Origin of the sequence: Bacteroides sp. OM05-10AA, from assembly GCF_003439055.1 — a bacterium.
Taxonomy (GTDB): domain Bacteria; phylum Bacteroidota; class Bacteroidia; order Bacteroidales; family Bacteroidaceae; genus Bacteroides; species Bacteroides intestinigallinarum.
The window spans coordinates 103278-125134 of record NZ_QSUR01000002.1; the positions used below are offsets into that span (position 1 = coordinate 103278).

A 21857-nucleotide genomic window follows, 5' to 3' on the forward strand; every position below is an offset into this window, starting at 1 on the left:
AAACACGTATGTTTATGAAGAAAGTTCTAATACTTTTAATCTGTTTAATAGGCTATCAGATAGGCTGCCATGCGCAAATGGTGGACGAACATTACTATTTTAAAAATCTTAGTGTACAAAACGGATTATCCCAGAATACGGTCAATGCGATTTTGCAGGACAGGCAAGGCTTTATGTGGTTCGGCACCAAAGATGGCTTGAATAGATATGACGGTTTGTCATTCCGTAAATTCAAACATGATGACCGTACCCGGCAGAGCATCGGAAATAATTTTATCACAGCGCTTTATGAAGATGCGAAAGGAGATATCTGGGTAGGTACTGACGTAGGACTTTATATTTATAATCCTGAAAAAGATTCTTTCCGGCACTTTGCTGAATTGAGTGAGGAAAACACTAAAATAGAACATACTGTAACTGCAATTTCCGGAGACAACAAAGGATGTGTCTGGGTGGCGGTAGAATCACAGGGGTTATTTTGTTATGACCTAGAGGAAGGAAAACTCCGGAATCATACGTTAAAAAACTTTTCTTTTCTTACCACTAATATCCAGTCTTTTGTCTTCGATAATAGCGGAACTCTCTGGATCGGTTGCTATGGAGATGGGCTTTTTTATTCAAAAGACCATTTAAAAACTCTTCAGCCTTATGTCTCGCCCGTGGATAACAAGGAATTTTATGCGAACGACGTAGTGACCTGTATTGTGAAAGGTGCATACAATTGTCTGTATGTTAGTTCTTTAAAGGGAGGGGTGAAAGAACTGAATCTGACTTCAAATAAATTACATGATTTACTTTTCGAAGATGAAACCGGAGAGTCTGTTTTTTGTCGTGAACTGCTGGTTGCTTCTGACAATGAACTGTGGATTGGTGCAGAGTCGGGACTTTATATTTATAATCTCCGGACGGCCAAATATGTTCATTTGCGCAGTTCGATCAATGATCCTTATTCTTTGTCCGATAATGCTATTTATTCATTGTGCAAGGATCGTGAGGGGGGCATTTGGATTGGTTCTTATTTTGGAGGCGTGAACTACTATCCCCGTTTTTATACGTATTTCGAAAAATATTATCCAAAAGGAACAGATAATGGTTTGCATGGAAAACGAGTACGTGAGTTTTGCCAGGATAATCAGGGTATTCTGTGGATTGGTACGGAAGACGGTGGTTTGAACCGTTTCAATCCGAAGACCAAGACTTTCTCCTTCTTTACACCCAGCAATGCTTTTACAAATGTGCATGGGTTGTGTTTGATTGATAATTATCTTTGGGTAGGAACCTTCTCAAAAGGAGTGAAAGTGGTGGATACGCATACGGGGGCTATTGTGAAAACCTATCAGAAAACAGATTCTCCCCGTTCATTGATAGACAATAGTGTGTTCTCTATTTGCCGCACAACGACAGGTGATATTTACCTGGGAACTTTGTTCGGCTTGCTGCGATATAATAAACAATCTGATGATTTCGACCGGATACCGGAATTGAACGGCAGGTTTGTATATGATATAAAGGAAGATTCCGGTGGTAATCTATGGTTGGCAACTTATGCAAATGGAGCCTATTGTTACAACGTGAGTGAAAAGAAATGGAAGAACTATTTGCACGATAAAAATAATCCGAAGAGTCTTCCGTATGACAAGGTATTGAGTATTTTTGAAGACTCTCACCGGCAAATTTGGCTGACTACCCAGGGAGGAGGATTCTGTCGTTTTCAGCCGGATACGGAAACATTCGCCAATTATAATTTGTCGGCCGGATTACCAAACGATGTTGTATATCAGATTGTGGAGGATAAAGATGGATTTTTGTGGTTGACAACCAACAACGGTCTGGTTTGCTTCCAACCCACCACTGGAGTGATGAAAGTATATACCACCTCCAATGGCTTGTTAGGCGACCAGTTTAATTATCGTTCAAGCTTTGAGACTGAAGATGGTACGATCTATCTGGGTAGTATCGATGGTTTTATCGCTTTTAATCCCAAGAATTTCTCGGAGAATAAGTTCATTCCGTCTGTTGCCATTACTGATTTTTTTCTGTTTGGTAAGGAGGTATATGCCGGCGAACCGGGATCTCCGTTGGAGAAGAGTATAACTTTCTCCGACCAGCTTGTGCTTCAATCCAATCAGAATTCTTTTTCTTTCCGTGTAGCAGCGTTGGATTTCCAGGCTCCAAAAACGAGCCGGATTATGTATAAACTGGAGGGCTTTGATACGGATTGGCTGACGGTTGGCGAAAGCCCTATCGTTACTTATTCCAATCTTCGTTATGGTGATTATATCTTCCGGGTGAAGGTTGCTAATAGTGACGGCGTATGGAGTGACGACGAAGTGTCATTAGGGGTACATATTCTTCCTCCTTTCTACCTCTCTATATGGGCGTATTGTGTGTATGCTTTGCTGATTATCGGCTGTTCACTGTATACGGTTATGTATTTCAAGAGACGTAGTAACAGCAAGCACCGCAGGCAGATGGAGAAATTCGAGCAGGAGAAAGAACGGGAAGTCTACCATGCAAAGATTGATTTCTTTACGAATGTGGCCCATGAGATACGTACACCGTTGACGCTGATTAAAGGTCCATTGGAAAACATTATATTGAAGAAACAGGTCGATGCGGAAACGCGGGAAGACTTGAATGTAATGAAGCAGAATACGGAACGGCTGTTGAACCTGACTAACCAGTTGCTTGACTTCCGTAAAACGGAAAGTCAGGGATTCCGTTTGAATTTTGCGAAATGCAATGTAACGGAGGTATTGAAAGAGACTCATGTGCGTTTTACTTCCCTTGCCAAACAGAAAGGCTTGGAATTCACCTTGCAAGTGCCTGAAAAGGACTTCTATGCACATGTGAACCGGGAAGCGTTTACGAAGATTATCAGTAATCTGTTGAATAATGGGGTGAAGTATGCTGAAAGCTATGTACACATATCCTTGGAAGTGCCGGAAGCGGATGATAACAATTCATTCTGTATTCGTACGGAGAATGATGGAGTGATTATTCCCAATGAGATGAAGGAGGAAATATTCAAGCCTTTCGTTCGTTTCAATGAAAAAGAAGACGGCAAGGTGACTACCGGAACAGGAATCGGCCTGGCTCTTTCCCGTTCATTGGCCGAGCTGCATCAAGGGACGCTGGCTATGGGAGAAGGAGAGAAAAACAATACTTTCTGTCTGACCTTACCGATTGTTCAGGATATGACAATTACCTTGACTCCGGAACCGGAAGTTGAAATAGACAGAATGAGTGGGATTCATGCCGGGGAGACGGAAAAGAAAGATAACCGACCTACAGTGCTGGTTGTGGAAGACAATCCGGATATGCTTGCTTTCGTAGTGCGTCAGCTGTCGAAAGAATATACTGTATTGACCGCTACCAATGGTGCGGAAGCGTTGCAAGTATTGGACGGTAATTATGTGAACTTGGTAGTTAGTGATGTAGTGATGCCTGTGATGGATGGTTTTGAACTGTGTAAGACGATTAAGTCGGATTTGAATTATAGCCATATTCCCGTCATCCTGTTGACTGCGAAGACAAATATCCAGTCTAAGATAGAAGGGATGGAGTTGGGAGCCGATGCTTATCTGGAGAAGCCTTTTTCTGTGGAATATTTGCAGGCTTGCGCTTCCAGTCTTATTCAGAACAGGGAGAAATTGCGTAAGGCTTTTGCACAGTCTCCTTTTGTGGCAGCCAATACGATGGCGTTGACGAAGGCTGATGAAGATTTTATAAAGAAATTGAATGAGGTGATTCAAGTGAATTATAGTAATCCGGAATTTAGTATGGATGATATGGCGGACAGCTTGAATATGAGTCGTTCCAATTTCTATCGGAAGATAAAAGGGGTGCTGGATTTGAGTCCGAATGAATATCTTCGTCTGGAACGTTTGAAAAGGGCTGCTCAATTATTGAAAGAGGGAGAAAACCGGGTAAATGAGATTTGCTACATGGTAGGATTCAATTCTCCGTCTTATTTTGCCAAGTGTTTCCAAAAACAATTTGGAGTGCTTCCAAAAGATTTTGTAAGTTAATATTAATTTAGAGCTATAAAGATAAGGTAAAAAGGAACCTTAAAAGAATGATTTAATGAAAAAGTATGTAAATTTGTTCGTTTTCGTTTTCATGGTAGGTGCTTGTTTTTCACAGGGGAAAGCACAGACAAAATCTGCAGTGAGCTATAAGAATCCCGTTGTAGATATTGCCATGCCCGACCCTACGGTAATTAAGGCTGCGGATGGGTATTTTTATGTGTATGCCACCGAATCTACCAGAAACGTTCCGATCATGAAGTCGAAAGACCTGGTGCAATGGACTTACTGCAACACGGCATTCACAAATAAAACTCGTCCCAGATTTGAACCTAAAGCTGGAATTTGGGCACCGGACATCAATTATATTAATAATAAATATGTACTTTATTATGCGATGTCGGTGTGGGGAGGAGAACAGACGTGTGGAATTGGAGTAGCTACGGCCAACTCTCCACAGGGACCTTTTACAGATCATGGTAAGATGTTCCGTAGCAATGAGATCGGTGTACAGAATTCGATTGATCCCAGCTTCCTGCAATATGAAGGGAGAAACTATCTGGTTTGGGGTAGCTTCCGGGGAATATATGTTATTGAGCTGACTGAAGATGGTCTGTCATTGAAGCCGGGAGCGGAAAAAAAGAGAATAGCAGGAACAGCTTTTGAAGCTGCCTATATTCATAAGCACGGCGATTATTATTATATGTTTGCCTCTATCGGAAGTTGTTGCGAGGGAATTAGGAGTACTTATAAAGTTGTAGTGGGCCGCTCTAAAAAAGTCTGGGGACCCTACAAAGATAAGTCGGGCAAACCGATGTTGAAGAATGGTTATTCTTTGGTGATAGGTGCGAATAATCATTTTGTAGGCAATGGACATGGCTCACAGATTATCCGGGACGATGCCGGGCAAGACTGGCTTTTGTATCATGGATTTTCAAGATCGGCTCCGGAGAATGGGCGTATCCTGTTACTGGACCAGATTAAGTGGGATAAAGAAGGATGGCCTTATGTAGAAGGCGGAGCTCCTTCTTATGAAATACAAAAAGCACCTATATTTAATAATTGATTTTCAGATGAACTAATTATAATCTTAAATACCACAAGCATGAAACATACCCCTATTAGCAGGCGGGATTTTCTAAAGAATTTAGGCATGGCCGGGGCTGGCACTCTTCTTGCAGCAAGTCCTTGGCTTTCTGCTTTTTCGGAGGTGACGAACACCTCAAACGAAAAGTGCCGTCTGGCAATTATCGGTCCTGGTTCCCGGGGACGTTTTTTAATGGGATTTCTGGCTAAGAATCCCAAAGTCGAGATCGTAGCATTGTGTGACATTTATAAACCGTCTATCGAGAGCGCGTTGGAACTTGTGCCTAATGCCAAAGTGTATGGAGACTACCGGGAAGTACTGGAAGATAAGTCGATAGATGCCATACTCGTAGCTACCCCTCTTAGTTCGCATTGTAAAATCGTGCTGGATGCTTTCGACGCAGGAAAGCATGTATTCTGTGAGAAGTCGATAGGTTTTACGATGGAAGAGTGTTACCGTATGTATCAGAAACATCGTAGCACGGGAAAGATTTTCTTCACAGGTCAACAACGCTTGTTCGATCCTCGTTACATCAAAGCGATGGAGATGATTCATGCGGGTACCTTCGGTGAAATAAATGCAATCCGAACTTTCTGGAACCGGAATGGTGATTGGAGACGCTCGGTGCCTTCACCCAATCTGGAACGCCTGATAAACTGGCGTCTCTACAAAGAATTCTCGAAGGGGCTGATGACGGAACTCGCTTGCCACCAGCTTCAGATCGGAAGTTGGGCTTTGCGTAAGATTCCCGAAAAGGTAATGGGGCACGGTGCCATTACTTACTGGAAGGATGGCAGAGATGTGTATGACAATGTGAGTTGTGTATATGTCTTTGATGATGGGGTGAAGATGACATTTGACTCCGTTATTTCCAATAAATTCTATGGACTGGAAGAACAGATCATGGGTAACCTTGGCACGGTAGAACCGGAAAAAGGAAAATACTACTTTGAGAATGTGGCTCCTGCACCGGCTTTCCTGCAGATGGTGAATGATTGGGAAAACAAAGTTTTCGATTCTCTTCCTTTTGCCGGAACGAGTTGGGCTCCGGAAACTGCAAATGAAAACAATGGAGAGTTTATTATAGGAGAACGTCCCAAGAGTGACGGTACGTCCTTGTTGCTGGAAGCGTTCGTTGAAGCCGTCATAACACAAAAACAACCGGAAAGAATAGCGGAAGAAGGATATTATGCAAGTATGCTTTGTTTGCTGGGACATCAGGCATTGGAGGAAGAGCGGACACTCTACTTCCCTGATGAGTATAAAATAGACTATCTGAACCATCAATCTGTAAAAACACCCGAAGCTGTATGAAAGACACGATTGTAACCGCACGACGAAAGAAAATAGAGTTAATTACTTTACTCATTTGTTTCGTAGTATCCAATTTGATACACCTCTATGCAATTATTGCTTATCATGCGCCATTTACGGAGATGATAACCTCTATTTTCTATATCATCATATTTGCTTTTGTGCTTTATGCTTTTTGGGGGATTTTACGTCTCTTGTTTTATGGGCTACGGGCATTGTTTACTCGTTCACGAACTTAATCAATATCAATGAAAATAAATAACTTATGGTAACACGAAGAGATTTTCTGAAAACGATGTCAATGGCTTCTGCCGGATTGGCGTTGGGAGCAGGTGACTTACTGCATGCTCAAACGATTTCACCCAAGAAAGGAAGAGGTGACAAGGTAAAGATAGCCTATATCGGCATTGGTAACCGCGGGGAACAGATTATTGAGGATTTTGCGCGGACAGGTATGGTAGAAGTGGTAGCGTTATGTGATGTGGACATGGGTGCCAAACATACGCAAAAGATAATGGCTAAATATCCGAAAGCAAAACAGTTCAGGGATTTCCGTCAGATGTTTGATAAAGCCGGTAATGAGTTTGATGCTGTAGCGATTGCTACTCCCGACCATTCACATTTTCCGATCAGCATGCTGGCATTGGCATCCGGAAAACACGTATATGTAGAAAAACCGCTGGCGCGTACTTTTTATGAAGCGGAGTTGTTGATGCAGGCTGCGCTTAAACGTCCTAACTTGGTTACCCAGGTAGGAAATCAGGGACATTCTGAAGCAAACTATTTCCAGTTTAAAGCTTGGATGGATGAGGGAATTATCAAAGACGTTACCGCTATCACTGCCCACATGAATAACCCGCGCCGTTGGCATAAATGGGATACTAATATCTACAAACTTCCTTCGGGACAGCAACTGCCGAAAGATATGGATTGGGACACCTGGCTCGGAGTTACCCCTTATCACGAGTATAATAAAGATTATCATTTAGGACAATGGCGTTGCTGGTATGATTTTGGTATGGGTGCATTGGGCGACTGGGGGGCACATATCCTCGATACGGCTCACGAGTTCCTGGAACTGGGATTGCCTTATGAAGTCACCATGCAATACGCAAATGGTCATAATGATTATTTCTTCCCTTATTCTTCCACGATTCTCTTCCGTTTCCCACAACGTAAAGGAATGCCCCCGGTAGACATTACCTGGTATGACGGTCTGGATAATCTTCCTCCTATTCCTGCCGGTTATGGAGTTTCGGGATTGGATCCGAACATTCCTTCGACGAATCAGGGAGATACTCCTGCGGCTAAATTGAATCCGGGAAAGATTATCTATACGAAAGACTTAATCTTTAAAGGGGGTAGTCATGGAAGCACTTTGTCTATTATTCCGGAAGAGAAAGCGAAAGAGATGGCTGGCAAATTACCGAAGGTTCCTAAAAGTCCTTCCAATCACTTCGAGAACTTCTTATTGGCATGTAACGGCATTGAAAAGACGCGCTCACCGTTCGAGATCAACGGTGTTTTGAGTCAGGTGTTCTCACTGGGTGTAATGGCTCAACGTCTTAATACACAACTGTTCTTTGACAGTCGTACGAAGCAGATTACAAATAATGAATTTGCTAATGCAATGTTGGCAGGACTTCCGCCGCGTAAGGGTTGGGATGAATTTTATAAATTATAAATAGAAAATAGTTTTCTCATCCCTTTATCGAATATAAGGGGATGGAGAAGGACCAATAAATAATCATGAAAAATATTGTATTAACTTTACTTTTATTTTGTGCCGCTTCGTTGGGTGCACAAAACTGGGAACCTCTTTTCAATGGAAAGAACTTGAAAGGATGGAAAAAATTGAACGGCAAAGCCGAATATAAAATTGTAGACGGTGCGATTGTAGGCGTATCTAAAATGGGAACTCCCAACACTTTCTTGGCAACTACAAAGAACTATGGTGACTTTATTCTTGAATTTGACTTCAAGATAGATGATGGTTTAAATTCCGGTGTACAGCTTCGCAGTGAAAGCAAGAAAGATTATAAGAAAGGGCGCGTACACGGTTATCAGTTTGAGATTGATCCTTCTAAGCGCGCTTGGTCGGGTGGCATTTATGATGAGGCACGTAGAAACTGGCTTTATCCTTTGACGCTGAATCCGTCTGCAAAAACTGCTTTTAAGAATAACGCATGGAATAAAGCCCGTATTGAAGCTGTTGGTAATTCGATCCGTACTTGGATAAACGGAGTACCTTGTGCTAATATATGGGATGACATGACTCCTGTAGGTTTCATTGCTTTGCAAGTGCACGCTATTGGAAATGCGGCAGATGAAGGGAAAACTGTTAGCTGGAAGAATATCCGTATTTGTACGACGGATGTAGAACGCTATCAGACACCGGAAACGCAAGCTGCACTAGAAGTGAATCTGATTGCCAACACGATTTCTCCTAGTGAAGGAAAAGAAGGCTGGGCTCTATTATGGGATGGTAAGACTACTGACGGATGGAGAGGAGCTAAAATCTCTACTTTCCCCGCAAAAGGCTGGAAGATAGAAAATGGTATTTTGAAAGTAATGAAGAGTGGTGGAGCTGAATCTGCTAATGGTGGTGATATTGTGACTACCCGTAAATACAAGAATTTTATTCTGAAAGTAGATTTCAAGATTACTGAAGGTGCAAATAGTGGAGTTAAATATTTCGTAAATCCGGGGCTGAATAAGGGTGAAGGTTCTGCTATCGGCTGCGAATTCCAGATTCTTGATGATGACAAGCATCCTGATGCAAAACTGGGTGTGAAAGGTAACAGAAAGCTGGGTTCTTTGTATGACTTGATTCCGGCTCCAAAAGATAAGCCTTTCAATAAGAAAGAATTCAATACTGCTACTATTATTGTAAAAGGCAATCATGTAGAACATTGGCTGAACGGGGTTAAGCTGATTGAATATGATCGTAACAATGATATGTGGAATGCATTGGTAGCATACAGTAAATATAAAAATTGGCCTAATTTCGGAAATCCGGAGGAAGGTAATATACTTCTTCAGGACCATGGAGATGAAGTATGGTTCAAGAACGTGAAGATTAAAGAACTGAAATAGTTCCGTTTTCTGGTTATTGGGAGATGCGCTAAAACTCCTTTATGATTTTTATTCAGGCACGGATTACACGGATTTCACGGTTACTCTAATGAAATAAAAACCGTATAATCTGTGTAATCCGTGCCTAATTTGTATTTTATACGATGCAGACCACCACTATTCAACATTTATACAAACCGTCAAATGATGGTAATTCCTTATTTTATGCTTGGTTTCTTTCCATGCATACACGAGTGGATATTATCTTATGTAGCCGGAAGTCGGAAGGAGAACTGCTGCTTGTGGTCAATCGTATTTATGATGCATTGTGCCGGCTGGAAAAGATGGCGAACTTTTATGATCCGGCCAGTGAATTGTCTGTTGTCAACCTGACAGCCTTTGTTTCTCCGGTCGTTCTTAGCGAAGAACTTTATTCAATGATTGATTTTTGCCTGGAATATAATAGCAGGACTTTGGGATGCTTTGATGTCACAGTTCATTCCGAAAACTACAACCAGAACACAATATATTCAGTACATTTATCAGCCGGAGATCATAGTATCTGTTTTTCACAGCCGGGAGTAACTATCAATTTGTCCGGCTTTCTCAAGGGATATGCTTTGGAAACGATCAGAGGTATATTGAATGAGGCTCTGATAGAGAATGCATTGATAAATATGGGAAACAGTTCCATTCTTGCTTTGGGTAATCATCCGGTAGGTTCGGGATGGAAAATTAATGATATACTTCTTCACAACGAATGCCTTACAACCTCCGGCAATGACTCTCCCAACCGTCGGCACATCGTTTCTCCCCAAAATGGAAAATTGGTGGAAGGCGTCAAACAAATTGCTGTAGTAACAACTAACGGATCAATAGGGGAAATCTTGTCTACCGGTTTATTTGCTGCTGACAGCGAACAGCGTAAGGCTTTGCTGGCTGAATTTTCTTCTGTATTAAACCGTTTTTTCTTTATTGGTTACTAGGTATTTTTCTTTAGGGCGTGTGGTATTGCTTGATAGAGTTTACTGGGATGATAAAGCTTGGCCTAATCTTTTGGGTAACGGTTCAGCTGTAAAGACTGAAACAGATAGGTAAAAAGAAAGTGAGGTATGTTAAAAAAAACTTTCATTATGGAATTTTTGATATACCTTTTTCATTATTCGGAATTTATTTTGTCTTTGTAGGAACATTATCGTCTATGCCGAAGGTGCGGGGTAGACGTTTTGAGAATTCGTCGCATTATTGATTCTATTCCGGAGAATGGTTATATTGCTTCCAATTACGTACAAGCATTACTGCATGCTGCCGGTACTCCGCTGGTAGATGAGTTTGTTTCCGATAATAAAGAGGAGCTAGTAGCTTTCGTTCGTCGGTGCAGATTTCTGATTCATTCACTGCGTGTTTATAAAATTATTCAGGGAACACGTGGACAAAAGAGAGTCAAAGAAGATAAATTTGCTGAAACTATTGTTCGTTTGTCCGCCTTGCTACGTTTCGCTACAGAAATCAAAGAAATGGATATAAATCCGTTTTTAGCTACGCAAAGAGCCGTTATAACAGTTGATGCGTGTATCCGAATAGAAAAATAGGACTATTCTTTCATTCATTGAGACATATTTACTATCTTTCCGCTATGATTTTGCCTACATTTGGTAACTCAAAACGAAAGGATAGAAAACACGTAGTATGAAGAAAACCCTGACTCTTTTAATCTGTCTTATTTGTTATCAGATACTCTGTCACGCTCAAGTGGCAGATGAACACTATTATTTCAAAAATCTAAGTGTACAGAATGGATTATCGCAGAATACAGTAAATACAATTTTACAGGATAAGCAGGGCTTTATGTGGTTCGGCACCAAGGATGGACTGAACAGATATGACGGTCTGTCATTCCGTAAATTTAAGCATGATGACCGTAGTCAGCGGAGCATAGGCAATAATTTCATCACGGCACTTTACGAGGATGAAAAAGGAAGTATCTGGGTGGGTACGGACGTAGGGCTTTATATCTATTATCCGGAAAAAGATTCTTTCGAGCATTTTACCAAACAAAGTGTAGAGAATACAAGGATAGAACATACTGTGACGGCTATCTCCGGAGATAATCAGGGGTGTGTCTGGATGGCAGTGGAATCACAGGGATTGTTCTGTTATAATCTGGAAAAAGGAGAGCTTCAGAACTATACCTTACAGAACTTCTCCTTTCTTACCACCAATGTTGAGACTTTTGCTTTTGACAATAGCGGAACCCTTTGGATTGGCTGTTATGGCGATGGACTTTTCTATTCAAAAGACCGTCTGAAAACTCTCCATCCTTATTTATCGCCTGTGAATAACAAGGAAATTTATGCGAACGACGTAGTGACCTGTATTGTAAAAGGTGCATACAACTGTTTGTATATAAGTTCTTTAAAAGGAGGGGTGAAAGAGCTGAATCTGACTTCAAACAAATTGCACGATTTACTTTTCGAAGATGAATCCGGGGAGTCTGTTTTCTGTCGTGAACTGTTGGTTGCTTCTGACAATGAACTATGGATTGGTGCAGAGTCGGGACTTTATATCTATAATCTCCGGCTAGGTAAGTACGTTCATTTGCGCAGTTCGATTAATGATCCTTATTCTTTATCCGATAATGCCATTTATTCATTGTGCAAAGATCGTGAGGGCGGCATTTGGATTGGCTCTTACTTCGGCGGTATAAACTATTATCCCCGTTTTTATACGAACTTCGAGAAATATTATCCGAAAGGAACAGAGAATGGCCTGCACGGGAAACGAGTGCGTGAGTTCTGCCAAGATAACCAGGGAATTCTATGGATTGGCACGGAAGATGGTGGTTTGAATCGTTTTAATCCTAAAACCAAGACTTTTTCTTTCTTCACGCCAAGCAATGCTTTTACAAATGTTCATGGACTGTGTCTGGTTGATGATAACCTTTGGGTGGGAACTTTTTCGAAAGGAGTGAAAGTGGTGGATACCCGTACAGGAGCTATTGTGAAAACCTACCAGAAGACAGACTCGCCCCGCTCATTGATAGACAACAGCGTTTTCTCCATTTGCCGAACGACGACGGGGGATATTTATCTGGGTACTTTATTCGGTTTGTTGCGCTACAACAGACAATCTGATGATTTTGACCGGATACCGGAACTGAATGGTCGGTTTGTATATGACATAAAAGAAGATTCAGGAGGAAACCTCTGGTTGGCCACTTACGCAAACGGTGCTTACTGTTATAATGTAAGTGAGAAGAAATGGAAGAATTATCTACATAATGAAAATAATCCGAAAAGCCTTCCTTATGATAAAGTGGTAAGTATCTTCGAAGATTCTCACCGGCAAGTTTGGTTGACGACTCAAGGTGGAGGGTTCTGTTTGTTCCATCCGGAAACGGAAACCTTTACCAGCTATAATCTGGCAGATGGATTGCCAAACGATGTCGTTTATCAGATTGTGGAAGATAAAGACGGACTTTTCTGGCTGACAACGAATAATGGCCTCGTATGTTTCCAACCTACTACCGGAGCAATGAAAGTATATACTACCTCCAATGGTTTGCTGGGTGATCAGTTTAATTATCGCTCCAGCCTGGAAACGGAAGATGGTACGATTTATCTGGGAAGCATCGATGGTTTTATCGCTTTCAATCCGAAGACCTTTTCAGAGAATAGGTCGCTTCCATCTATTGTGATTACGGATTTCCTATTGTTTGGCAAAGAAGTGTATGTCGGTGAACCGGGATCTCCATTGAAAAAGAGTATCACTTTCTCTGATGAGCTTATTCTTCAGTCTAATCAGAACTCTTTCTCTTTCCGGGTAACAGCATTGGACTTTCAAGCTCCAAGAATGAGTAAAATCATGTATAAATTGGATGGTTTTGATGCGGATTGGCTGACAATTGGCGAAAGCCCTATTGTTACTTATTCCAATCTGCGATATGGCAATTATACATTCAAAGTAAAGGTTTCTAATAGTGACGGAGTATGGAATGAAAATGGAATATCGTTAAAAGTACATATTCTTCCTCCTTTCTATCTTTCTGTTTGGGCTTATTTTGTATATGCTTTGTTGATTATAGGTTGTTCTTTGTATGTAATTATATATTTCAAGAGGCGTAGTAACAACAAGCATCGTAGGCAGATGGAGAAGTTTGAGCAGGAGAAAGAACGTGAAGTTTATCATGCAAAGATCGACTTTTTTACGAATGTAGCTCATGAGATACGTACACCGTTGACATTGATTAAAGGTCCGTTGGAAAATATCATACTGAAAAAACAAGTGGATGCTGAAACCCGTGAAGACTTGAACGTCATGAAACAGAACACGGAACGATTACTCAATCTGACCAATCAGCTACTTGACTTCCGCAAGACGGAAAGCCAGGGATTCCGGTTGAACTTTGCAAAATGCAATATAACAGAAGTGTTGAAAGAAACTCATATACGTTTCACTTCTCTTGCAAAACAGAAAGGGTTGGAATTTACCTTACAGGTACCAGAAAAAGATTTTTATGCCCATGTTAATCAGGAAGCATTTACGAAGATTATCAGTAACTTATTGAACAATGGAATGAAATATGCCGAGAGTTATGTACATGTAATGCTGGAAATACCCGAAACTGATGATGATAATCTATTCCGTATTCGCACAGTAAACGATGGAGTAATCATTCCTGATGAAATGAAAGAGGAGATTTTTAAACCTTTTGTTCGTTTCAATGAGCAAGAGGATGGAAAGGTGACTACTGGCACTGGAATCGGTTTGGCACTCTCTCGCTCGTTGGCTGAACTACATCTGGGAACTTTGGCTATGGAGGCAGGAGAAGAAAGTAACATTTTCTGTCTGACTTTACCGGTCGTTCAGGATACGACAATCACTTTAACTCCAGAGGCGGAGGTGGAAATTGATAGGGTAAATGAAATCCCTGCCGAACAGGCGGGAAAGAAAGATAATCGTCCCACTGTGCTGGTAGTGGAAGATAATCCTGATATGCTTACTTTTGTTGTTCGTCAGTTGTCGAGAGATTATACAGTACTGACAGCTACTAATGGTGCAGAAGCATTGCAGGTGCTTGATGGTAACTATGTGAATCTGGTGATAAGTGATGTTGTGATGCCCGTGATGGATGGTTTCGAATTGTGTAAGACGATTAAGTCGGATTTGAATTACAGCCATATTCCGGTTATCCTGCTGACTGCCAGGACCAATATACAATCAAAGATAGAGGGGATGGAACTGGGAGCAGATGCTTATATTGAAAAACCTTTTTCTGTAGAATATCTACAAGCATGTGCTTCCAATCTTATTCAGAATAGAGAGAAACTGCGCCAAGCTTTTGCGGAGTCTCCTTTTATAGCTGCTAATACAATGGCTTTAACAAAAGCTGATGAGGAATTTATCAAGAGGTTGAACGAAGTAATTCAGATTAATTATGCCAATCCTGAATTTAGCATGGATGACATGGCAGATAACCTGAATATGAGCAGGTCTAACTTTTATCGGAAAATAAAGGGAGTGCTGGATTTGAGTCCGAATGAGTTCTTACGCCTGGAGCGTTTGAAAAAGGCAGCTCAATTGTTGAAAGAGGGAGAAAACCGGGTGAATGAAATCTGCTACATGGTGGGATTTAATTCTCCGTCTTACTTTGCTAAATGTTTCCAAAAGCAATTTGGGGTATTGCCTAAGGATTTTGTTAATTCGAAAGAAGAGTAGATTATATATAGAGTTGTATTTCACTCTATATCATCTGTTATATTGAGGATTTATAATTTATAAGTGTGAAAATTTTAATAATACTATAAGATATGATGACCAGACAAAAGACTTTGTGGTTTACACTATTACTAATTGGATTGTATACCAGTTTTCTGAATGCCAGTGAGATAACGAGATGGGTGATTACTTCACCTGACAGTATTTGCTGGAGAGTGGATGGTGTGCATAATGACCATATTGAAATGAGTGGGCTGAAAGTTTCAACAGTATTGCGCTATGGTGTTAATGAAGCTGGTGAATGGGTGATTGACCGGAATATGGTTTTACCTACTTTTCGTACTATCCCTAATGATACCCATGGTAGTTTGCAGCATCATTTTAATGGAGACTGGGCACATTTATGCCTTGTAAATGGTCAGCCGTTAGTAGGTGAAAAGGTAGAGACTGTATCGCTGAATGGAATTATGACTGTAAAGAGTGTATATACTACTAGAGGGATTTCGTTGACACGTACACTTTTTCCTTCCACGTCACAACCGGCCTTCTGTGAGAAATATGAGTTGGAGAATACGACAGATCACCCACAGACAGTTCAGCTCCCATCGACCACTCTTTTTTATTATACTGATGAGGCAAAAGGAGTGGAAGGCAGTTATACATTAACGGCTACCCTTTCTTCTCCGGTAAAAGATGGTACTTATTTACTGAAAGCCGGAGAAAAGGCTTGGTTTCAGGTAATCTATGCAGGATATAAGAAACATGATCAGGAGTTGGCGTTGGATGTTAATAATGAACTTCTGGCACGTCGGAGATTTTTGAGTCAGATACAGGGTAACCTTGTGTTAGAGACTCCGAGTGACGTAATCAATACTATGTTTTCTTTTGCCAAGATACGTGGTTCGGAAAGCATATTCGATACCAAAGGCGGATATATGCAAAGCCCTGGCGGGGAAGCTTATTATGCTGCTGTATGGGCGAATGATCAGGCCGAATATATCAATCCATTTTTTCCATATTTAGGTTATCAAGCCGGAAACCGTTCGGCTATGGATTCATTCGGCTTGTTTATGCGCTATATGAATGATGAGTATAAACCTTTACCTTCATCTATAATTGCAGAAGGGATTGATTGTTTTGGTGTTGCGGGTGATCGTGGTGATGTAGCAATGGTTGGCTATGGCGCAGCACGTTATGCTTTGGCATCCGGTAATCGCAATGAGGCTGAAAAATTGTGGCCGCTGATTGAATGGTGTCTGGAATATTGTCATCGCCAGCTGAATGCGGATGGGGTGGTAAAATCTGATTCTGATGAACTTGAAAATCGTTTTCCTGCCGGAAAAGCCAATCTATGTACATCTTCATTATATTATGATGCCTTGATTTCAGCTGCTTATTTGGGAAAGGCGCTGAAAAAAGAACATAGACAGATAAAGTCTTATCAGGATAGGGCTGCTGAACTTTATAAGAATATTGATGCATATTTTGCCCGTAATGTAGAGGGGTATGATACCTATCGTTATTATGATGGTAATACAGTGCTGCGTTCATGGATTTGTATTCCTCTGACTATGGGTATTTATGATCAGGCGAAAGGTACTGTGGAGGCTCTATTCTCTGATAAACTGTGGATGGAGAATGGGTTGTTAACTCAATCGGGTACTTCTACTTATTGGGATCGTTCTACACTCTATGCTTTCCGGGGGGCTTACTCTTGTGGTGCCAGAGACATAGCTACTGAATATTTGGATAAATACTCTGCTACTCGTTTGTTGGGTGATCATGTTCCTTACGCAGTGGAAGCGTGGCCGGAGGGAAACCAAAGGCATTTATCCACAGAAAGTGCTTTGTATTGTCGCATTATGACCGAGGGGTTGTTCGGCATCCGTCCCATTGCATTGGATGCTTTTATGATGACACCGCAGCTACCGGAAAGTTGGAATACGATGTCATTGAAACGTATCTGTGCATTTGGTTCCATATTCGATATTGAGGTGAAGCGCGATAAAGATGACAAACTGTTGGTTCTGATAAAAAAGGATCATAAGATTGTAAAAAGAAGTAAGATTACGAATGGAAAAACGATTGAAGTACGCATTTAAATAAGATAAAATAATCTGTCTTTTGATTTAAGCCAATTTTGGTAACAAAATTGGCTTAAATATTATTTTTAGTACGCTTTTGGTTTATTTGTCACATCATTTGGTCAAGTTATTTCCTAATGATTGGCAGATACGCCCTATTTTTGTGCCGGATGTCATTAACAAATTAAATATCTTATTTTTTATATGAGAAATCTATTTATCGTATTTTATTGTCTGGTATCAGCTCTCACTATTAAGGCAAATGGACAGGATAGTTTGTGGAAGATACAGACAACTGATTATCACGGAACTTATTACGGGGCAACAGTTGCCAATGGGGGGATTGGTATCCTGCCGTGGAAAGAACCGTTTTCTATTCGCCATGTCATGCTAAACCATGTTTTTGATTCTGCTACTCCTCAAGATGTGAGTCGTGTTTTACGAGGAATCAATCCATTCAATTTGCAGATGCAAATTAATGGACAGACTGTAAATGGTGATAATATCTCGAGATGGGAACAGTGTATAGATATGAAAGAGGCTACCCATAATACGCACTTCACTTGTGATGGAAAAGCGGATGTATCTTATAGCATCTGTGCTCTAAGAAATTTACCTTATGCAGGACTGGTTCGTGTGGAGGTTACGGCACTGGGGGATATGTATTTGACAGTGTCAAATCCTATTGAGGTACCTGATGAGTATAAAAATATAGGTTCGAAACTGCTCAATGTGAATGTTAATGGGAATGATATAAAAATAGTGCGTACTTGGGCTTTATCAAAATACCGCGAACAAAAAGTTTCAGCCTCTTCCGCATTTATTTATGATAAAAATTCCAGTGTGCAGCAACAATATAATGGGAGTGGTCAGATTTCTATTTCATTAAAGAAAGGAGAGAAATTCTTTTTTACTTTATTAGGTGCTGTTTGTACCGGACGTGATTTTATAGATCCATACAATGAGTCAGACCGTGAAGTGATTTATGGTGCGAAAGAGGGATTGATGCGTCTGATGGATGGGCACCGGAAACTCTGGAACGAGATGTGGAAAGGTGATATTGTGATTGAGGGGGATGATGAAGCACAGCGTACTGTGCGTTTTGCACTTTATAATCTGTATTCCAATGCACGCAAAGGAAGTCGGTTGAGTATACCTCCTTTTGGACTTTCTTCACAGGGATATAATGGGCATATTTTCTGGGATACCGAATTTTGGATGTATCCGCCTATGCTCTTTATGAATCAGGGCATTGCACGAACAATGATGGATTATCGTACAGATAGGCTGGAAGCTGCTTGCCAGAAAGCATTAAGTTATGGATATGATGGGGCTATGTTTCCTTGGGAAAGTGATGATGCAGGAGAAGAAGCGTGTCCGACTTGGGCGTTGACTGGTCCTTTTGAACATCATATCACAGCTGATATCGCCATTGCGGCCTGGAATTATTACTGTATGAGTGGCGATCAGCGATGGTTGCGTGAAGAAGGATTCCCTTTAATGGAGAAAGTGGCAGAATTTTGGGTAAGTCGTGTAGAAAAGAATGACGATGGTTCTTATTCGATTCGTAATGTGGTTTGTGCCGATGAATACGCAGAGGGTGATGATAATGCCTTCACGAACGGTACTGTTATACGCGCATTACAGGATGCTGCTAAAGCTGCTTCCATATGTGGGGTTAAAGCTCCAGTAATTTGGAAAGAAATAGCAGCAAAGTTGCGCATCCCCAAATTTGAAAATGGAGTGACTATGGAGTATGATGGTTATAATGGACAGGTTATCAAGCAGGCGGATGCTAATTTACTGGTATATCCATTAAACCTGATTACCCGTCCGGAAGAAATTCGTAAGGATTTGGAGTATTATGAGGGAAAGATTGACAAAGGAGGCCCCGCAATGTCATTCTCTGTATTGGCTTTGCAATATGCACGCCTTGGTGAAGGGGATAAGGCTTATGAATTATTTGTGCAAAGCTTCCGTCCCAACCAGCTACCTCCGTTCGGTGTACTTTCTGAAGGTGCAGGAGGTACTAATCCTTATTTCTCAACTGGTGCGGGAGGACTTTTGCAGGCTGTAATCAATGGCTTTTGTGGTTTGGATATTACAGATAGCGGTATTAAACAATTGCCTTCGAAATTGCCAGGACATTGGAAGAAGTTGGTAGTTAAAGGAGTCGGACCGAATGGTAAAACATATGTCCGGCTTCAGAAATGAGTTCAATTTTTCGGTTGCGTAAATAAGAGTCAGAAGATGTATACTTTGGGAGGGAAATTGAGACTGGAATTTCATTTATTGACCTGTTTTTAATATCCTAAGCTGGTAGAATTCCATACTTTTGTTGCGTATCACACAGGCTACAAAATATTAGCTGTTGCTCAAGTTTGAAAATGAATTATTAGTGTATTAACAGAACCAGTATTTATTTTATTACTGATTCATTTAATTGAATTTACATGAATTTAAAATGCTTATTTTGTGGAATACTTATTGGGTTATATGTTGAGGCTGTTGAAGCCGTCAATTATACTCCAGAAAAGATTTCAGCATCTATTTCCTTAAAAGTACCGGGAAATGAATCGGAAAAATACTCGCTGGATATGCGGCAGTTGAAGAATGACCGTTCATCTTATCTGTTGGAACCTTCCAAAGGTATTCCGATGGTAATAACTCAGAAAATGGAGGATATGAACGGTAAGTTACGTATCAATGTCAGTCTGACTGCATTAGAGGATGTTTATTTTAATTTTAGCGAGCAGTTGTCAACCGGTTTTAATCATGATGATTGCCAGTTCTATATGCCGGGGTTCTGGTATCGTCGCAATCTGCGATCTCCTAAGGAAGCACCTTCATTTCATACATCAGACAGCTGGTTGGTGCGTGAGGATAGATTGAGTGCTCCTCTTACAGGTATTTATTCAGAAAAGGAAAAAAGCTTTGTGACGGTGAGTCGTATAGACAATTTTACTAATGAGGTTTTGTCTACTCATCGAGAGGGAGAAATCATTCTTTCAGGTAAAACTTCAATAGGTTTTACTGGATTCGAAAATCAGAATGGAGTGGCAACACTTTCTTTCGGTTTTCCTTACCGTGAAGCACCTAAAAGCTATATTCGAAAATTAACATTGGCTCCGGCGGTAGAGGCTTTTCAGTTTCTGAAAAAAGGAGAAACAATGTTACTGACATGGGAGATTCTGGAGAATAAAGCTGATGATTATTCTGATTTTATTCGGAATGCGTGGGAGTATAGTTATGACACTTATGCTCCGGCTCCGGTTGATACTCCTTATTCTATAGAGGATATGAAAGAAGTTATGAGCCGTTTTTTTGTGAATAGTCTGGTGACTGGTAATTCGTTGACTTTTAATTCGGGTATTCATTTGCGGACTGCTGATTGTCAGAGTAACGGTCAGGCAGAAGTCGGTTTTATCGGTCGTGTACTCCTTAATGCATTCAATGCTTGGGAATATAGTTGGCAATGTGGCAGAGAGGATCTGAAAGAAAACAGTATGAAAGTATTCGATAGTTATTTGAAGAATGGCTTTACACAAGCTGGTTTCTTTAAAGAATCGGTAAACTTTGATAGAGGGTATGAAGATCCTGTACATAGTATTCGTCGTCAATCAGAAGGGGTTTATGCTATGCTTCATTTTCTTGCTTATGAAAGGGAGAATGGCCGTCGTCATCCTGAATGGGAACAAAAGATGAAAAATATGCTCGATATACTTTTGCAGTTACAACATGAAGATGGTAGTTTCCCCCGTAAATTCCACGACGATTTTACAGTGGTCGATAATAGTGGAGGAAGTACACCCTCGGCCACTTTACCTTTAATAATGGGATATAAATATTTTAAGGATAAACGTTATTTAGCCAGTGCTAAAAGGACAGCAGATTATCTGGAGAAAGTCTTGATATCTAAAGCTGACTATTTTTCATCTACTCTCGATGCCAATTGTGAAGATAAAGAGGCTTCTCTTTATGCTGCTACAGCAACTTACTATCTTTCATTAATAACGAAAGGAGATGAGCATCGTCATTATGCCGACCTGACAAGAAAGGCTGCTTATTTTGCATTGTCATGGTATTATGTATGGGACGTTCCTTTTGCTCAAGGTCAGATGTTGGGTGATATCGGTCTAAAAACTCGTGGTTGGGGTAATGTTTCTGTAGAAAATAACCATATTGATGTGTTTGTTTTTGAATTTGCTTCGGTACTACAATGGTTGTCAAAGGAATATAAAGAACCACGCTTTGCCCATTTCGCGGAGGTGATTTCTACTTCCATGCGCCAATTGTTACCTCATGAAGGGCATCTATGTGGAATTGCCAAATCCGGTTTTTATCCGGAAGTCGTTCAACATACCAACTGGGATTATGGTAAAAATGGGAAAGGGTATTATAACGATATCTTCGCACCGGGATGGACAGTCGCTTCTTTGTGGGAGTTATTGACTCCGGGGCGTGCGGAACATTTCTTAAAATGACAGAAATAGGTCAGAAGATATCTCAATTATATTTTAATTTCATTTTGAACGATTTTTTTTAATTATT

The 21857-nt window shown here is 40.8% G+C and carries 11 protein-coding genes and 1 pseudogene; all 12 read left to right on the top strand.

What is annotated here, in order from left to right:
- Positions 1–14: 14 nt before the first annotated feature.
- On the top strand, positions 15–4031 hold the full coding sequence (locus DXB58_RS01845; RefSeq protein WP_122135744.1) for a two-component regulator propeller domain-containing protein: 4017 nt from the start codon (positions 15–17) through the stop codon (positions 4029–4031).
- Positions 4032–4086: 55 nt separating this feature from the next.
- Positions 4087–5094: a family 43 glycosylhydrolase gene (locus DXB58_RS01850; RefSeq protein WP_117932771.1), complete on the top strand. Its 1008-nt coding sequence runs from the start codon at positions 4087–4089 to the stop codon at positions 5092–5094.
- A gap of 39 nt (positions 5095–5133) precedes the next feature.
- Complete coding sequence (locus DXB58_RS01855) at positions 5134–6429, top strand: Gfo/Idh/MocA family oxidoreductase (protein ID WP_117932773.1); 1296 nt, start codon at positions 5134–5136, stop codon at positions 6427–6429.
- The gene (locus DXB58_RS28060) at positions 6426–6668 is read left to right on the top strand and encodes a hypothetical protein (RefSeq protein ID WP_117932775.1); all 243 of its coding nucleotides are present in this window, start codon (positions 6426–6428) and stop codon (positions 6666–6668) included. The genes DXB58_RS01855 and DXB58_RS28060 overlap by 4 nt, the downstream gene beginning before the upstream one ends.
- A gap of 26 nt (positions 6669–6694) precedes the next feature.
- Entirely contained in the window at positions 6695–8113 is a 1419-nt protein-coding gene (locus DXB58_RS01865; protein WP_117932777.1) for a Gfo/Idh/MocA family oxidoreductase, read from the top strand.
- A gap of 62 nt (positions 8114–8175) precedes the next feature.
- Positions 8176–9525 (top strand): DUF1080 domain-containing protein, encoded by a 1350-nt coding sequence (locus DXB58_RS01870; protein WP_117932779.1) that lies wholly within the window; start codon positions 8176–8178, stop codon positions 9523–9525.
- 143 nt (positions 9526–9668) lie between these two features.
- Positions 9669–10490, top strand: coding sequence for an FAD:protein FMN transferase (locus DXB58_RS01875; RefSeq protein WP_117932781.1), 822 nt, complete (start codon positions 9669–9671; stop codon positions 10488–10490).
- 228 nt (positions 10491–10718) lie between these two features.
- A pseudogene (locus DXB58_RS01880) lies at positions 10719–11096 on the top strand (acetate--CoA ligase family protein); the annotation flags it as partial.
- A 97-nt stretch (positions 11097–11193) separates the two neighbouring features.
- Entirely contained in the window at positions 11194–15222 is a 4029-nt protein-coding gene (locus tag DXB58_RS01885) for a two-component regulator propeller domain-containing protein (RefSeq protein ID WP_122135745.1), read from the top strand.
- Between the two features lie 92 nt (positions 15223–15314).
- Positions 15315–17324 carry a hypothetical protein gene (locus DXB58_RS01890; RefSeq protein WP_117932787.1) on the top strand — a complete coding sequence of 670 codons (2010 nt, stop codon included), beginning with the start codon at positions 15315–15317 and terminating at the stop codon, positions 17322–17324.
- Positions 17325–17510: 186 nt separating this feature from the next.
- On the top strand, positions 17511–19520 hold the full coding sequence (locus DXB58_RS01895; protein ID WP_117932789.1) for a glycoside hydrolase family 65 protein: 2010 nt from the start codon (positions 17511–17513) through the stop codon (positions 19518–19520).
- A gap of 239 nt (positions 19521–19759) precedes the next feature.
- A complete protein-coding gene (locus DXB58_RS01900) occupies positions 19760–21790 on the top strand; it encodes a hypothetical protein (protein ID WP_117932791.1) in 2031 nt (676 codons plus the stop codon).
- Positions 21791–21857 lie beyond the last annotated feature (67 nt).

Coding starts and splice junctions, on each gene's coding strand:
- DXB58_RS28060 (WP_117932775.1), top strand. CDS start 6,426: ATGAAAGACACGATTGTAACCGCACGACGAAAGAAAATAGAGTTAATT.
- DXB58_RS01855 (WP_117932773.1), top strand. CDS start 5,134: ATGAAACATACCCCTATTAGCAGGCGGGATTTTCTAAAGAATTTAGGC.
- DXB58_RS01890 (WP_117932787.1), top strand. CDS start 15,315: ATGATGACCAGACAAAAGACTTTGTGGTTTACACTATTACTAATTGGA.
- DXB58_RS01845 (WP_122135744.1), top strand. CDS start 15: ATGAAGAAAGTTCTAATACTTTTAATCTGTTTAATAGGCTATCAGATA.
- DXB58_RS01850 (WP_117932771.1), top strand. CDS start 4,087: ATGAAAAAGTATGTAAATTTGTTCGTTTTCGTTTTCATGGTAGGTGCT.
- DXB58_RS01895 (WP_117932789.1), top strand. CDS start 17,511: ATGAGAAATCTATTTATCGTATTTTATTGTCTGGTATCAGCTCTCACT.
- DXB58_RS01875 (WP_117932781.1), top strand. CDS start 9,669: ATGCAGACCACCACTATTCAACATTTATACAAACCGTCAAATGATGGT.
- DXB58_RS01885 (WP_122135745.1), top strand. CDS start 11,194: ATGAAGAAAACCCTGACTCTTTTAATCTGTCTTATTTGTTATCAGATA.
- DXB58_RS01900 (WP_117932791.1), top strand. CDS start 19,760: ATGAATTTAAAATGCTTATTTTGTGGAATACTTATTGGGTTATATGTT.
- DXB58_RS01865 (WP_117932777.1), top strand. CDS start 6,695: ATGGTAACACGAAGAGATTTTCTGAAAACGATGTCAATGGCTTCTGCC.